The following is a 14,393-nucleotide window of genomic DNA, read 5'->3' as shown; positions in this document are numbered from 1 at the left end:
GCAACGAAACGGTGGAGGAGCGGGTAACGTTTTACCCATGTCTGATTCGCAAATTCGCCATCTCCCCTTCGGTACGCTGGTGCCCGCCATGGTCACCCCCTTTACAAGCGGCGGGGAAGTGGACTATAAGCAGGCAGCGCTTCTGGCCAACAAGCTCATCGACGGCGGCTGTGACGGCATCCTGGTCACCGGCACCACCGGGGAAACCTCCACCCTGACGGACGAGGAAAACCTGGGCATGTTCCAGGCCGTCCTGGACGCCGTGGGCGGGCGGGCCAAGGTCATCGCCGGCACCGGCACCAACGACACCCGGCACTCCGTCAGCCTGTCCCGGCGCGCCGCGGCCCTGGGCGTTGACGGCCTGCTGATCGTCACCCCGTACTACAACAAGCCCAGCCAGGCCGGCATCCAGGCCCACTTTGAGGCGATCGCCGACGCCACCGAGCTGCCCATCATGCTCTATGACATCCCGGGCCGCGCCGGCGTTCCCATCGCCACCGAAACCATCATCAAGCTGGCCGGCCACCCGCGCATCGTGGCGTTGAAGGACGCCAAGGCCGACTTCACGGCCACCTCGCGCGTGCTGGCCAAGACGGACCTCGACGTGTACTCGGGCGACGACGGACTGACGCTGCCGCTGATGGCCGCCGGCGCCGTCGGGCTGGTCAGCGTCAGCGCCCATGTGGCCCCGGGCCGGTTCCGCGCCCTGGTCGACGCGGCCGCGGCCGGCGATTTCGTCACGGCCCGGCGCATCCACTTTGAACTCGACCCGGTCATCCGGGCCACCATGGGACATGTGCAGGGCGCCGTGGCCGTCAAGCAAATACTTAAGTGGCAGGGGATCCTGTCCAACTCGGTGGTCCGGCTTCCCCTGGTGGAGCCGGACGAGGCCGAGATCGCCATGATCAAAGCTGACCTTGCGGAAGCTGGAATGGAATTGTAAACATGAGCCAAATGACTGAACCCGGACTGCGCACGCCGCCAAAACTGGCCAACGGCACGTTGCGCATTGTTCCGTTGGGCGGCATTGGTGAAATCGGGCGCAACATGACCGTCTTTGAAATGGACGGCAAGCTGCTGATCGTGGACTGCGGGGTGCTCTTCCCGGAGGAGGACCAGCCCGGCGTTGACGTGATTCTGCCCGACTTCTCCTACATCGAGGACCGGCTCGAGGACGTGGTGGGCGTGGTGCTCACGCACGGCCACGAGGACCACATCGGCGCCGTGCCGTACCTGCTGCGCCTGCGCAACGACATCCCGCTGATCGGCTCCCAACTGACGCTGGCCTTCGTGGAGGCCAAGCTGGCCGAGCACCGCATCAAGCCGTGGACGCTGACCGTCACGGAGGGGCAGGTCGAGCAGTTCGGCCCGTTCGAGTGCGAATTCGTGGCCGTCAACCACTCCATCCCCGACGCCCTGGCCGTGTTCATCCGCACCGCCGGCGGCAACGTGCTGCACACCGGCGACTTTAAGATGGACCAGCTGCCGCTGGACGGGCGCCGGACCGACCTGCGCCACTTTGCCCGCCTGGGCGAGGAAGGCGTGGACCTGTTCCTGGTGGATTCCACCAACGCCGACGTCCCCGGCTTCACCACCAGCGAGGCCGAGATCGGGCCGACCCTGGAGATGCTGTTCGGCAAGGCCGACAAGCGCATCATTGTGGCCAGCTTCTCCTCGCACGTCCACCGCGTCCAGCAGGTCCTCAACGCCGCCGTGCTGCACAACCGCAACGTGGCCTTCGTGGGCCGCTCCATGGTGCGCAACATGGCCATCGCGGCCAAGCTCGGCTACCTGCACGTGCCGGCCAACGTCCTGGTGGATCTGAAGAACGTGGACAGCCTGCCGGACCACAAGGTGGTGCTCATGTCCACGGGGTCCCAGGGCGAGCCCATGGCGGCACTGTCCCGCATGGCCGCCGGCGACCACAAGGTCTCCGTGGGTCCGGGCGACACCGTCATCTTGGCGTCCTCGCTCATCCCCGGCAATGAGAACGCCGTGTTCCGCATCATCAACGGCCTGCTCAAGCTCGGCGCGGACGTCATCCACAAGGGCACGGCCAAGGTGCACGTGTCCGGCCACGCCGCCGCGGGCGAGCTGCTTTACTGCTACAACCTGCTCCAGCCCAGGAACGTCATGCCGGTGCACGGGGAGACCCGCCACCTGATCGCCAACGGCAAGATCGCCCAGTCCTCCGGCATCCCGGCGCAAAACGTCCTGCTCACCGACGACGGCTCCGTGGTCGACCTCGTCGACGGCGTCGCCCGCATCGTGGGCCAGGTGGAGTGCGGGTTCGTATACGTTGACGGGCACAGCGTGGGCGAGATCACCGACGAGGACCTCAAGGACCGCCGCATTCTCGGCGACGAGGGCTTCATCTCCATCATCACCGTGGTCAACCGCTCCACCGGCAAGATTGTCTCCGGTCCGGACATCCACGCCCGCGGCGTGGCCGAGGACGACTCCGTCTTTGACGACATCAAGCCCAAGATCGCCAAGGCCCTGGAGGAGGCCGTCATGTCCAGCACGGACCACACCGCCCACCAGCTCCAGCAGGTGGTGCGCCGGGTGATCGGCACGTGGGTCAACCGCAAGCTGCGCCGCCGCCCCATGATCATCCCGGTGGTCCTGGAGGCCTAGCCCCGGCTGAACTGGCCCGCAATAGATGCTCGATTTCACCGAACTTCGCGTGATTTTGAGCGTCTTTTGCGGGCCAGTTTTGGTTTTGGGCGCCGGAGTGCGGGGGACGGGCCGGGGATCGGCGGGCGACGACGCAATGCTCCGTTCGGAGCGGAAATCCGCGGAAAACCGCGTAAATGCGGGTACCGTTACGGGTATGGCGACTCGTTCCTCCCCCGCCCGCGCGTCCGCCGGCCAGCAAGGCGGCGCTTCGGCGCGCCCTGCACGGACCGCAAAGTCGCCCGGCACCCGCGCCAGAAAACCGGATCCCGCGCCCCGGCTGGTGTGGCCGGTGCGCATGGTCGCCGGGCTGTGGCAGGGCCTGGCCCACCTGGTGGGCGGGGCCGTGCGGCGCATGGGCGCGGACGTCAGCGCCTTGCCCGCCGAGGACCGCCGCGACGGTAGCGGCCTGTTCTTCATCCTGCTCGCCGCCACCATCGCCACCTTTGAATGGTGGGGACTCACCGGCCCCGCCGCGGACGCGGTGCATGGGGTCTTCCGCGGCACCTTTGGCTGGTTCGCGGCCATGCTGCCGCCCATGCTGCTCATCTTCTCCCTGCGCGTGTTCCGCCAGCCCACCAACGTCCGCGGCAACAACCGGGTGGCCATCGGCTTCTCCGTGCTGATCCTCTCCGGGTGCGCCCTGGCCCACGTGGCCGGGGGCCTGCCCGACGCCGCGGCGGGCTTCGCCGGCGTCAGCGCCGCCGGCGGCATGGTCGGCATGATTGCCGGCGGCCTGGTCGCCGCGGCGAGCCCCGTGCTGGCCGTCGCGGTCTTCTCCGCCCTCGCGTTCTTTAGCATCCTGGTCCTGACGGCCACCCCCATCCGGCACATCCCGGCCCGGCTGCGCGGCCTCTATGACCAGCTGGTCGGTGCCGCCCCGGCGGACGGCGACTTTGGCCATGACCAAAGTTATCTTTACGACCGTGACGATCCCCCCGCCAAGGTGAAGAAGCCGCGCGGGTTGCGCGGCCGCAAGCGTGCCGCCGAGGAAGCCGCGGAGCTGGGCTACGACGGCGAGCCGGCCTTCGAGACCCCGCTGGTCGGCGGGGACGACGACGACGCCCACCTGGCGCCGTCGTCCGCGCCACTGCTGCCGCCCGGTGTGCGCCGGCCAACACGCGACGAACTCGCGGCGGATAAGATCAAGGCCCGCCAGGGCCTACCCACCGGCGGACACGGCCCGGACCTCTCCGCCGACACGGAGGCCATCAGCATCGTGGCCGGTGCCGACGCGGCGGCCACCCGCCACATCCCGTCCCCGCCGACCGCGGTGCCCACACCCATCCCGCAGCGCACGGAGCAGCTCCAGCTCTCCGGCGACGTCGCCTACACGCTGCCGCGGTCCGACTTCCTGCCGTCGGGCCCGCCGGCGAAAGAGGCCACCGAGGCCAACGAATCCGTCGTGGCCGCCCTGACCGACACCCTGAACCAATTCAACGTCGACGCCCAGGTGACCGGGTTCAGCCGCGGCCCCACCGTCACCCGGTACGAGATCGAGCTCTCCCCGGGCACCAAGGTCGAACGCGTCACGGCGCTGAGCAAAAACATCTCCTACGCCGTGGCATCCTCGGACGTGCGCATCCTGTCCCCGATCCCGGGCAAGAGCGCCATCGGCATCGAGATCCCCAACGCGGACAAGGAGATCGTGGCCCTCGGCGACGTCCTGCGCTCGGCCAACGCCCGCCGCACCGACCACCCGATGATCATGGGCGTGGGCAAGGACGTCGAAGGCGGCTTCGTCGTGGCCAACCTGGCGAAAATGCCGCACCTGCTGGTGGCCGGCGCCACGGGGGCCGGGAAGTCCTCGTTTGTGAACTCCATGATCACCTCCATCCTGATGCGCGCAACCCCCGACGAGGTGCGCATGGTCATGGTGGACCCCAAGCGCGTTGAGCTGACCGCCTACGAGGGCGTCCCGCACCTGATCACCCCCATCATCACGAACCCGAAAAAAGCGGCCGAAGCCCTGCAGTGGGTGGTCCGGGAGATGGACACCCGCTACGACGACCTGGCCAACTACGGATTCAAGCACGTCGACGAGTTCAACAAGGCCGTCAAGGCCGGCAAGGTGCACCCGCCGGCCGACTCCAAGCGCGTCATCCGGCCCTACCCGTACCTGCTGGTCATAGTCGATGAACTTGCCGACCTCATGATGGTGGCCCCGCGCGACGTGGAGGACTCGATCGTGCGCATCACCCAGCTGGCCCGGGCCGCCGGCATCCACCTGGTGCTTGCCACCCAGCGCCCCTCCGTGGACGTCGTCACCGGCCTGATCAAGGCCAATGTCCCGTCCCGGATGGCGTTTGCGACGTCGTCCGTCACCGACTCCCGCGTGGTCCTGGACCAGCCCGGTGCGGAGAAACTGCTGGGGCAGGGCGACGCGCTGTTCCTGCCGATGGGCAAGTCCAAGCCCATGCGCGTCCAGGGCGCGTGGGTCACCGAGGCCGAGATCAAGCGGGTGGTGGAGCATGTCAAGGGCCAGCTGACCGTCCACTACCGGGACGACGTCGCCGTCGAGGCGCCCAAGAAGCAGGTCGAAGATGACATCGGCGACGACCTCGACGTGCTGCTCCAGGCCACCGAACTGGTGGTCACCACCCAGTTCGGCTCGACCTCCATGCTCCAGCGCAAGCTGCGGGTGGGCTTCGCCAAGGCCGGCCGGCTCATGGACCTGCTGGAATCGCGCGGCGTCGTCGGGCCCTCCGAGGGGTCCAAGGCCCGCGACGTCCTGGTCAAGCCTGATGATCTGGCCGCCACGCTGGCTGCGATCCGCGGCGACGGCTCCGGCGGCGCGGACGCACCCGGCGAGGACAGCAGCGTCGGGCCGGGTTCCACCGGGACCGGCACCGCCCTGGCGGCCGCACTGGCCGAGAACGCGAACGCCAACCACGGCTGGGGCACCGACCTCGTGGCGGAGGATCTGGCGAACCGCACCGAGGCCGTGAGCTATTACGACGGCGCGGACGGCAGCGACGACGAGGACGGCGGCGAGGATGCATGGTCCCTCACGGGCCGGTAGCCGCTCACGCCGTCGCCGGCTTTGACGATAGCCTTGCATCGTGACTGAAACCGCAGCAACCGGCCCCACCCCGTCCAACTGGAACCTGCCCAATGCGCTGACCATGTTGCGGATCGTGCTGGTGCCGTTCTTCATTTGGTTCTTCGTGGCCGACCTGGACCACTACGGGCTGTTGCGGTGGGCCGCCGTGGTGGTTTTTCTGGTGGCCATCTACACCGACAAGCTCGACGGCGACATCGCCCGGGCGCGCGGGCTGATCACCAGCTTTGGCAAGATCGCCGACCCCATCGCGGACAAGCTGCTGATCGGTTCGGCCTTGATCATGCTTTCCGCCGCGGGGGAGTTGTGGTGGTGGGTCACGATCCTGATGCTGGTGCGCGAAGTCGGGATCACGGTGCTGCGTTTTGTGGTGATCCGGTACGGGGTCATGGCGGCCTCGCGCGGGGGCAAGCTCAAGACCGTGCTGCAAACCGTGGCCATCTTCGTCTACCTCCTGCCCGTCACGCCCACCGTGCCGTGGCTGGGCGTCGTCGCGCTGATCGTCATGCTCGCGGCACTGGCCGTCACCGTGGTCACGGGTGTGGACTACGTCATCAAGGCGGTGCAGCTGCGCGCCGCGGGCCGCCGCATCCCCCGGACCAAGGACTAGCGGCCATGGCGGCACCCGGATTGGACATGGAGGCGCTGGTGGCCGACGCCGTCGCGGCGCGGCTGACGGTTTCCACCGCCGAATCCCTCACCGGCGGGATGCTCGCCGCGGAGATCGTCAAGGTGCCCGGGGCCTCGGGCATGCTCAGCGGCGGGGTCATCGCGTATCAAAACGACGTCAAGTCCCGGGTGTTGGGAGTGTCCGAGGACCTCCTGGAGACCCGCGGGGCCGTGGACGCCGAGGTGGCCTGCGCCATGGCCCTGGGCGCCTGCCGGATCACGGGGGCGCGGGTGGGATTGTCCACCACCGGGGTGGCCGGACCGGAACCGCACCAGGGAAAGACCGTGGGCCATGTCTTCATCGGCGTCTGCCTTGACGGGGCGGTCCAGGCCTATGAATACCACTTTGGCGGGGACCGGGCCATGATCCGCCAGCAGGCGACCGACGAGGCCTTGGCGCTGCTGCACCAGGTGGTCAAGGCGGCCCGGGAACAAAAGTTGTGACCAGATAGTTAGTCATAGTGACCGCAATGAGTGGTGATCCGCTTTAGGATTAAGTACGCCAACCGGCGTAGCCTTTTCGGACCAGCCGAAAGGGTTGTACCGATTGAACGAGGAGTAAGGCGATACCGATGGTGAAACAACCCGTATCCGTAAACGGCGTAGTGCGCTGGCGGGATGTGGGTTTGGCGGACCAAGCGAAGCACGAGCAGAAGGAGCGCAAGATGGTGGTATTACGCCACGAAATTGGAGACGTTCTGCGCGATGTTCGACAGCGTCAAGGCCGTACACTCCGTGAAGTCTCACACAATGCGCGTGTTTCACTGGGCTATCTGAGTGAAGTTGAACGTGGGCAAAAGGAAGCGTCCTCCGAGTTGCTGTCCTCCATTTGTTCGGCTCTGGACGTACCCCTGTCCCTCATGCTCCGTGAAGTGAGCGACCGTTTGGCCATCGCCGAAGGCGTGGCCGTCCCGGACACCGTCCCCCAGGAATTCGCGGCCCGCTATGGCCGGGACCTGAACCAGGAATTGTCCGACGAATTGAGCAAGGGCCTTATGTCCAGCGCTTTCTAGGCTCCTTACTTTTCGCTCGATGCCAGGGCGGCACCTGCCGTTCCGGCCCTTGAACCTCCGCAGGCCGTGTGGTGATGACACGGTCAGCAAACCCAAGAATGGCCCGGCCAATTGGCCGGGCCATTCTTGTGCCGTGGCCCGGTGCCTGCCGTGGCGGCCCCGCCTCAGTGTCCGCCGGCCGTGAAGTGCTGGCCGAAGCCATCATTGAGCTTGGCAATCAACTCGGCCAGCTGGCGCAGTTCGGCCTCGTCCCAGTGTTCAAGCATGGCGTGGAATGCGCGTTGGCGGGCGGCGTGCACCGTGGTCATCTTGCTTTGCCCGGCCGGGGTCAGCCCAATCAGCTGGGCCCGCCCGTCCAACGGATCCGCCTGCCTGCGGACCAGGCCAAGGGTTTCGAGCAAACTGATCTGCCGGCTCACCGACGGCTTGCCGACGCCGATGCACCGGGCCAGGTCCGTCAGCCGCATGGCGCCGTCCTTGGCCAGCACTGACAACAGCCCATAGGCGGCCGGTTCCAGTTCCGGGTGCACGCTGCGGGTCAGCCCGTAGCTTATGGCGCGGGCCCTGCGCCACGGCAGGCTCAACTGCGTCTCCAGCGCCGCCATGGCATGATCGACGTCGCTGGCCCCCGCGGCGGAGTCGACCGCGACCGGCTCGGTGCCGGCGGGCCGGGTGCCGGCGGCCTGGGTGCTGGCCGGCTTGGGGGCGGAACGGGTCATTCCACCAGTGTAGGGGCGCCGATCCTCCTGTGGCGCGGACCGTTCGCCGCCGGTGCCAATCGTGCGAGAATGGAGGCGTGCGAGTGAGCGAGTTTTGGCGACTAATGGACGATGAATTCAGCCCGGCCTATTCCCGCGTCCTGGCCCGGGAGTTGATCCTGGCCGGCGTCGGCGGGACCACGGCCGAGGCTGCGCTGCGGGCCGGCTACGAGCCCCGGGAGGTCTGGCTGGAAGTGTGCAAGATCCAGGACGTGCCCGAGCCCAGGCGGCTCGGCCGGGACCTGCCGGTCAAGAGCTAGGGCCTCGAACCGTGCACCGGCCATGTGACACCCAAATTAAGACTCGCCGAACATAAATTCGAATAATGGGGTGATGGGGCCTAAAATGGAGAGTGTCGGATCCGCTGGGCCGGAAGATCCGTTGGGCCGGAAGGATTGTCCACAGTTTCCGCCCGGCGATCGGGACGGCACTGAAAAATGTCGGAGGCGTGAACTAGCGTCTTAAGTAGCGGATCAAGCCAACAGCCCGGTTCCCGCACCATAACTACATACGCCTAGTACAGACACCCTATAAACCACAGCCAGACACCATTGACAGACATCGCCAAACGGCCGCGCACCAATCAGGTCACCGGCCATTTGGCACAACCCACCAGCCGTTCTCCGCGTGCAGTGCGCTCGGGAATGCAAGCCGGCAACGGCATATATGAAAGACCGAGGTGAACCATGGCCGCTCCCCAAGACCGTGACAAAGCGCTGGCAGCAGCATTGGCTCAAATTGACAAGCAATTTGGCAAGGGCTCCATTATGCGACTGGGCGACGACGTCCGGGCCCCCATAGAGGTCATCCCCACGGGCTCCATCGCCCTGGACGTGGCCCTGGGCATCGGCGGACTTCCCCGCGGCCGCGTTGTGGAGATCTACGGACCGGAGTCCTCCGGTAAGACCACCGTGGCCCTGCATGCCGTGGCCAACGCGCAAAAGGCCGGCGGCATCGCCGCCTTCATCGACGCCGAACACGCCCTGGACCCCGACTACGCCGCCAGGCTCGGCGTTGACGTTGATGCACTCCTGGTCTCCCAGCCGGACACCGGCGAGCAGGCCCTGGAAATCATGGACATGCTCATTGGATCCGGCTCCCTGGACGTCATTGTCATCGACTCCGTGGCAGCCCTGGTCCCGCGCGCCGAAATTGAAGGGGACATGGGTGACAGCCATGTCGGGCTGCAGGCCCGGCTGATGAGCCAGGCCCTGCGCAAGATCACCGGCCGCCTGAGCCAGACGAAGACCACCGCCATCTTCATCAACCAGCTGCGTGAAAAGATCGGCGTGTTCTTCGGCAGCCCGGAGACCACCACCGGTGGCAAGGCGCTGAAGTTCTACGCGTCCATCCGCATCGACGTGCGCCGCATCCAGACGCTCAAGGAAGGTGCCGAGGCCGTCGGCAACCGCACCAAGGCCAAGGTCGTCAAGAACAAGATGGCCCCGCCGTTCAAGATCGCCGAATTCGACATCATCTACGGCCAGGGCATTTCGCGCGAGGGCGGGATCATCGACATGGGCGTGGAGCACGGGCTCATCCGCAAGTCCGGCTCCTGGTTTACCTACGACGGCGACCAGCTGGGACAGGGCATGGAAAATTCCCGCCGCTTCCTCAAGGACAACCCCGAGCTGGCTGCGGAACTGGAACGGCTCATCAAGGAAAAGCTGGGTGTCGGCGTGATCGCCGCCCCGGAGGCCGAGAAGGCCCCGAAGCTGAAGGCAGTTGACGGCTTCTAGGCCCGGTACCCCCGGCTGGAAGCCGGGCGGGAAACCCGCCGCAGGAAGGATGATCGGTGAGCATGAAAAGACCGGCGCCGGAGCTGGACCCCGAAGCCAATCCCGCCTCGGTGGCCCGGGCCATCATTTTGCGGCAGTTGACCAACTCGCCCAAGAGCCGGCACCAACTGGCTCTCAAGCTCGCCGAACGCCACGTCCCCGATGACGTGGCGGAGGCGGTGCTGGACCGCTTTGAGGAGGTCAAGCTCATCGATGATGCCGAGTTCGCGCAGCTGTGGGTGCGCAGCCGCCAGCAAAACCGGTCCCTGGCCCGGGGTGCCCTGAAACGGGAGCTGGCGGAGAAGGGGATTGCCCCGCACCTGGCCGAGGAAGCCCTCTCGCAGGTCAGCGACGAGGACGAACGGGAGTCGGCCGAGTCGCTGGTCAGGCGGAAACTGCGTGGCTCAATGAACCTGGCGGACCGGGAGGAACGGGAGAAATACACGCGCCGGTGGGTGGCGATGCTGGCCCGGAAGGGATACCCCCCGTCGAGCGCCTTTCACACGGTGGCGGCGGTGATCGACGAGTTCCTGGCGCGCCAATCACCGCAGGAATGACCGGCGGCGGTTATGCTGGCCGCATATGAGTAGTTCCGCCCGCCGCAGCGTTCGCTCCCTGGTTGCCGTCATCGCAGCCGGGGTCTTGCTGTTTTCCGGATTGGCCGCCGGGCCCGTGGCTGCCGACGACGGCCCGCCGCGCGGGTTTCCGAGCTGGCAGGACGTACAAAACGCCAAGGGCAATGCGGCCGCCACGCAGGCGGAGATCGCCAAGATCAACACCCTGCTCGACGGCCTGTCCGCCGAGTCCGAGGCCCTGGGCACGGCCGCCGTCCAGGCCGGTGCGGCCTATGCGGCCACCCGGCGCCAGCTGGACATTGTCAGCGGCCAGGTGGGCGTGCTGCAGGCGCAGTCGAACCGTGCGGGGCAGGACGCGGCGAAGTACCACAAGGAGGTCACCGCCGTCGCGGTGCAAAGCTATAAGTCCGGCGGGGCAACGCTGGGCCTCTTTGACACGCTCTCGGCCCTGGAGTCCACCGACACCCTGCAAAGCCTGGACCTGCTGCACCTGGTGGGCCAGCAGGCCGTCAACAAACAGACCCGGGCCCGGGACGCCCAAACCGTCGCCGCCACACTGACCAAGGCCAGGCAGGCGGCCGAGGCCGAGCGGGCACGGCTGGCGGCCGAAGCCGGCACCGCCTTGGCGGCGGCCGTGGCCGCGCAGCGGGCCGTGACGGCCCAGCTGGCCGCCAAAAAGCAACAAAGCGGCACCCTGACCGCGCAATTGGCGGCGCTGAACAACACCACGGCGGCGGTCGAACAAAAATACCGTCAGGGCCAGGAAGCCCAGGCCGCCTATGAGGCCGCACAGGAGGCGAAGCGCCGCGCGGCGGAGGCGGCCGCCCGGCAGCGTGCGGCACAGGAAAGGGCCGCGGGCCCCAACCCGGCACCCGCCGTGGATCCGGACCCCAACGACGGCTACATTCCGGTCAACGTGCTCCTGCCCAACATCCCCGGCGGGACGGTCAACGACCCCGCCGGGGCGCAGGCGTACGCGGCCGGGCGGCTCGGCGCCCACGGCTGGTCGCAGGGCCAGTTCCAATGCCTGCTCCAGCTCTGGACCCGCGAATCCAGCTGGCTGACCAACGCCACCAACCCCGTCAGCGGCGCCTACGGCATTGCCCAGGCCCTCCCGCCGGGGAAATACGCGGACGCCGGCGGTGACTGGCTGACCAATTACCGGACGCAGATCGACTGGGGACTGGGCTACATCGCCAACCGCTACGGTTCGCCCTGCGGGGCCTGGGACCATGAGCAGTCCATGAACTGGTACTAGGACCGTGGGCCGCCGGTTAGCTCCATGCCGGTGCAGGTCTTAAGCTTGACGGGTGAGCTTGAGGCAAATCGGCGTTGATTCATCCGCCACCCCCGTGACCGGCCGGCCCCGCACCTACCAGGTGCGCACCTATGGCTGCCAAATGAACGTCCACGACTCCGAGCGCATGGCCGGGCTGCTGGAGGCCGCCGGCATGGTCGCCGTCGAGGACGCCGGCCCCGCACCCGTCCGGGACGCCAACGGCGACCCCGTGCCGGACGTCGTCGTCTTCAATACCTGCGCGGTCCGTGAGAACGCCGACAACAAGCTGTACGGCAACCTGGGCATGCTGGCGCACATCAAGGAGACCAACCCGGGCATGCAGATCGCCGTGGGCGGCTGCCTGGCGCAAAAGGACCGCGACATCATCCAAAAGCGCGCGCCCTGGGTCGACGTCGTGTTTGGCACGCACAACGTCGGGGCGCTGCCGGTGCTGCTGGAACGCGCCCGGCACAACGCCGACGCCCAGATGGAAATCCTCGAATCGCTGGACGTCTTCCCCTCCACCCTGCCCACCAAGCGCGACGCCGTGTACTCGGGCTGGGTCAGCATTTCCGTGGGCTGCAACAACACCTGCACGTTCTGCATCGTCCCGTCCCTGCGGGGGAAGGAACGCGACCGGCGCCCCGGGGACGTCCTGGCCGAGATCCAGGCGCTGGTCGACGACGGCGCCATCGAGGTCACGCTGCTGGGCCAAAACGTGAACTCGTACGGCGTGGAGTTTGGCGACCGCCTGGCGTTTGGCAAGCTGCTGCGCGCCTGCGGGCAGATCCCGGGCCTGGAACGGGTCCGCTTCACCAGCCCGCACCCGGCCGCATTCACCGACGACGTCATCACCGCCATGGCCGAGACCCCCAACGTCATGCCGCAGCTGCACATGCCGCTGCAATCGGGCTCGGACAAGGTCCTCAAGGACATGCGCCGCTCCTACCGGTCCGCGAAGTTCCTGGGCATCCTGGAAAAGGTGCGTGCGCAGATGCCGCACGCGGCCATCTCCACCGACATCATCGTCGGATTCCCGGGCGAGACCGAGGAGGACTTCCAGGCCACGCTCGACGTCGTCGAAAAGTCACGCTTTGCCACCGCCTTCACCTTCCAGTACTCCAAACGCCCGGGTACGCCCGCCGCCGAACTCCCGGACCAGCTGCCCAAGGAGGTGGTGCAGGAACGCTTCCTGCGGCTCACCGCACTGCAGGACCGCATCGCCGCGGAGGAAAACGCCAAGCAGGTCGGACGCCGGGTGGAGGTCATGGTCACCGCCGCGTCCGGGCGCAAGGCCGCCGCAACGCACCGGCTCTCCGGCCGGGCCCGCGACCAGCGACTGGTGCACTTCAGCGTCCCCGCCGGCGCCGAAACCCCGCGCCCGGGCGACCTCGTCACGCTGACCGTCACCGAGGCGGCCTCCTTCCACCTGATCGCCGACCCCGCCACGACCGCGGACTACCAGCTGCGCCGCTCCCGCGCCGGCGACGCCTGGGACCGCGCCCAGGCCGACTCCTGCGGCACGCCCGCGCGGGGCGCGGCCAACGGCAAGAACTCCGTGTCGCTGGGCATGCCGTCGCTGCCCGTCCGCACGGCGTGAGCCGCGCCCCCCGACCACCCGCCGCGCCCGACGCCGAAGGGTTCGGCGGGCCGCGGCCCGTCGTCGCCGTCGTGGGGCCCACGGGTTCGGGAAAGTCGGAGCTGGCCATCCAACTGGCCGAGCGCCTGGGCGGGGAGGCCGTCAACGCCGACGCCATGCAGTTCTACCGGGGCATGGACATTGGCACCGCCAAGCTCCCGCTGGCCGAGCGCCGCGGCATCCCGCACCACCTGCTGGACTTCTTGTCCGTCCGCGAGGACACCACGGTGGCCCGGTTCCAGGACCTGGCCCGCACCGCCATCGCGGACATCCAGTCCCGCGGGAAGCTGCCCATCCTGGTCGGCGGTTCCGGCCTCTACGTGCGGGCCGCCGTCGACCGGCTGGACTTCCCCGGCACCAACCCGGCCGTCCGCGCCCGGCTGGAAGACCGGCTGGCAGCCGACGGCATGGCCGCGCTCATGGCCCGCCTGGCGGAAGTCGACCCCGTGTCCGCCGCCCGGATCAACGACGCCAGGCGGGTGGTCCGGGCCCTTGAGGTGTATGAGCTCACCGGCCGCCCGTTCAGTTCCTTCATGCCCGAACGGGAGTACGTGCAGCCCACCGTGCAGATCGGGCTCAACGGCGACCGGGCCGAACTCCACCGGCGGATCGCCGCCCGCGTGGACCACATGGTGGCCGCCGGGCTGGCCGAGGAGGTCGCAGCCCTGGTCCAGGAAGGACTCCGGGAGGGACGCACGGCCGGCAAGGCCCTCGGCTACCAGCAGTTCCTGCGCGTGCTCGACGGCCGGGCCACCGTGACGGCGGCCGCCGGGGAAACCATTGTGGCCACGCGCCAATTCGCCCGCCGCCAACTCACCTGGTTCCGCGCCGATCCCCGCGTCCACTGGCTGGACTGGGACCGGCCGGACCTCCCCGACACCGCCGCGGCCCTGGTGTGCGCCCTCCCCGGCGGGTCGCCCGCCTAGGGCGGGTTGCCTAACGGCG

Annotated in this window: 13 protein-coding genes; 12 read left to right on the top strand and 1 reads right to left on the bottom strand. The window is 68.0% G+C overall.

Going from position 1 to position 14,393, the window contains the following annotated elements; genetic code table 11:
* Positions 1 to 37 precede the first annotated feature (37 nt).
* From dapA to AB4Y80_RS11225, 6 genes are all read left to right on the top strand, one after another.
* Positions 38 to 943, top strand: a complete 906-nt coding sequence (gene dapA / locus AB4Y80_RS11250; protein WP_442214222.1) for a 4-hydroxy-tetrahydrodipicolinate synthase — start codon at positions 38 to 40, stop codon at positions 941 to 943.
* Between the two features lie 2 nt (positions 944 to 945).
* Positions 946 to 2,637, top strand: a complete 1,692-nt coding sequence (locus AB4Y80_RS11245) for a ribonuclease J (RefSeq protein ID WP_442214221.1) — start codon at positions 946 to 948, stop codon at positions 2,635 to 2,637.
* 136 nt (positions 2,638 to 2,773) lie between these two features.
* Positions 2,774 to 5,698: a DNA translocase FtsK gene (locus tag AB4Y80_RS11240; protein WP_442214220.1), complete on the top strand. Its 2,925-nt coding sequence runs from the start codon at positions 2,774 to 2,776 to the stop codon at positions 5,696 to 5,698.
* Positions 5,699 to 5,738: 40 nt separating this feature from the next.
* Complete coding sequence (pgsA, locus tag AB4Y80_RS11235) at positions 5,739 to 6,347, top strand: CDP-diacylglycerol--glycerol-3-phosphate 3-phosphatidyltransferase (protein ID WP_442214219.1); 609 nt, start codon at positions 5,739 to 5,741, stop codon at positions 6,345 to 6,347.
* A gap of 5 nt (positions 6,348 to 6,352) precedes the next feature.
* The gene (locus tag AB4Y80_RS11230; protein WP_442214218.1) at positions 6,353 to 6,850 is read left to right on the top strand and encodes a CinA family protein; all 498 of its coding nucleotides are present in this window, start codon (positions 6,353 to 6,355) and stop codon (positions 6,848 to 6,850) included.
* 128 nt (positions 6,851 to 6,978) lie between these two features.
* Positions 6,979 to 7,419 carry a helix-turn-helix domain-containing protein gene (locus AB4Y80_RS11225; RefSeq protein WP_442214217.1) on the top strand — a complete coding sequence of 147 codons (441 nt, stop codon included), beginning with the start codon at positions 6,979 to 6,981 and terminating at the stop codon, positions 7,417 to 7,419.
* 164 nt (positions 7,420 to 7,583) lie between these two features.
* Here AB4Y80_RS11225 and AB4Y80_RS11220 read toward each other — a convergent pair whose 3' ends face one another.
* Complete coding sequence (locus AB4Y80_RS11220) at positions 7,584 to 8,138, bottom strand: MarR family winged helix-turn-helix transcriptional regulator (protein WP_442214216.1); 555 nt, start codon at positions 8,136 to 8,138, stop codon at positions 7,584 to 7,586.
* A 77-nt stretch (positions 8,139 to 8,215) separates the two neighbouring features.
* On the opposite strand from AB4Y80_RS11220, the gene AB4Y80_RS11215 reads away from it, so the two are divergent.
* The 6 genes from AB4Y80_RS11215 to miaA all read left to right on the top strand — a co-directional run bounded on the left by AB4Y80_RS11215 (position 8,216) and on the right by miaA (position 14,374).
* Complete coding sequence (locus tag AB4Y80_RS11215; protein WP_442214215.1) at positions 8,216 to 8,437, top strand: DUF3046 domain-containing protein; 222 nt, start codon at positions 8,216 to 8,218, stop codon at positions 8,435 to 8,437.
* A gap of 426 nt (positions 8,438 to 8,863) precedes the next feature.
* Positions 8,864 to 9,916, top strand: a complete 1,053-nt coding sequence (gene recA / locus AB4Y80_RS11210) for a recombinase RecA (protein WP_442214214.1) — start codon at positions 8,864 to 8,866, stop codon at positions 9,914 to 9,916.
* 62 nt (positions 9,917 to 9,978) lie between these two features.
* Positions 9,979 to 10,512, top strand: a complete 534-nt coding sequence (locus tag AB4Y80_RS11205; RefSeq protein ID WP_442214249.1) for a regulatory protein RecX — start codon at positions 9,979 to 9,981, stop codon at positions 10,510 to 10,512.
* A 25-nt stretch (positions 10,513 to 10,537) separates the two neighbouring features.
* Positions 10,538 to 11,788: a transglycosylase gene (locus AB4Y80_RS11200; RefSeq protein ID WP_442214213.1), complete on the top strand. Its 1,251-nt coding sequence runs from the start codon at positions 10,538 to 10,540 to the stop codon at positions 11,786 to 11,788.
* 52 nt (positions 11,789 to 11,840) lie between these two features.
* Positions 11,841 to 13,409: a tRNA (N6-isopentenyl adenosine(37)-C2)-methylthiotransferase MiaB gene (miaB, locus tag AB4Y80_RS11195; RefSeq protein ID WP_442214212.1), complete on the top strand. Its 1,569-nt coding sequence runs from the start codon at positions 11,841 to 11,843 to the stop codon at positions 13,407 to 13,409.
* Positions 13,406 to 14,374, top strand: coding sequence for a tRNA (adenosine(37)-N6)-dimethylallyltransferase MiaA (gene miaA / locus AB4Y80_RS11190; protein WP_442214210.1), 969 nt, complete (start codon positions 13,406 to 13,408; stop codon positions 14,372 to 14,374). Before miaB ends, miaA begins: the two co-directional genes overlap by 4 nt.
* The last annotated feature ends 19 nt before the right edge of the window (positions 14,375 to 14,393 follow it).

It is taken from the genome of Specibacter sp. RAF43 (genome assembly GCF_052114065.1).
GTDB lineage: Bacteria > Actinomycetota > Actinomycetes > Actinomycetales > Micrococcaceae > Specibacter.
Note: the sequence above shows the minus strand (reverse complement) of the source record. Positions and strands in the feature narration are given on the sequence as shown.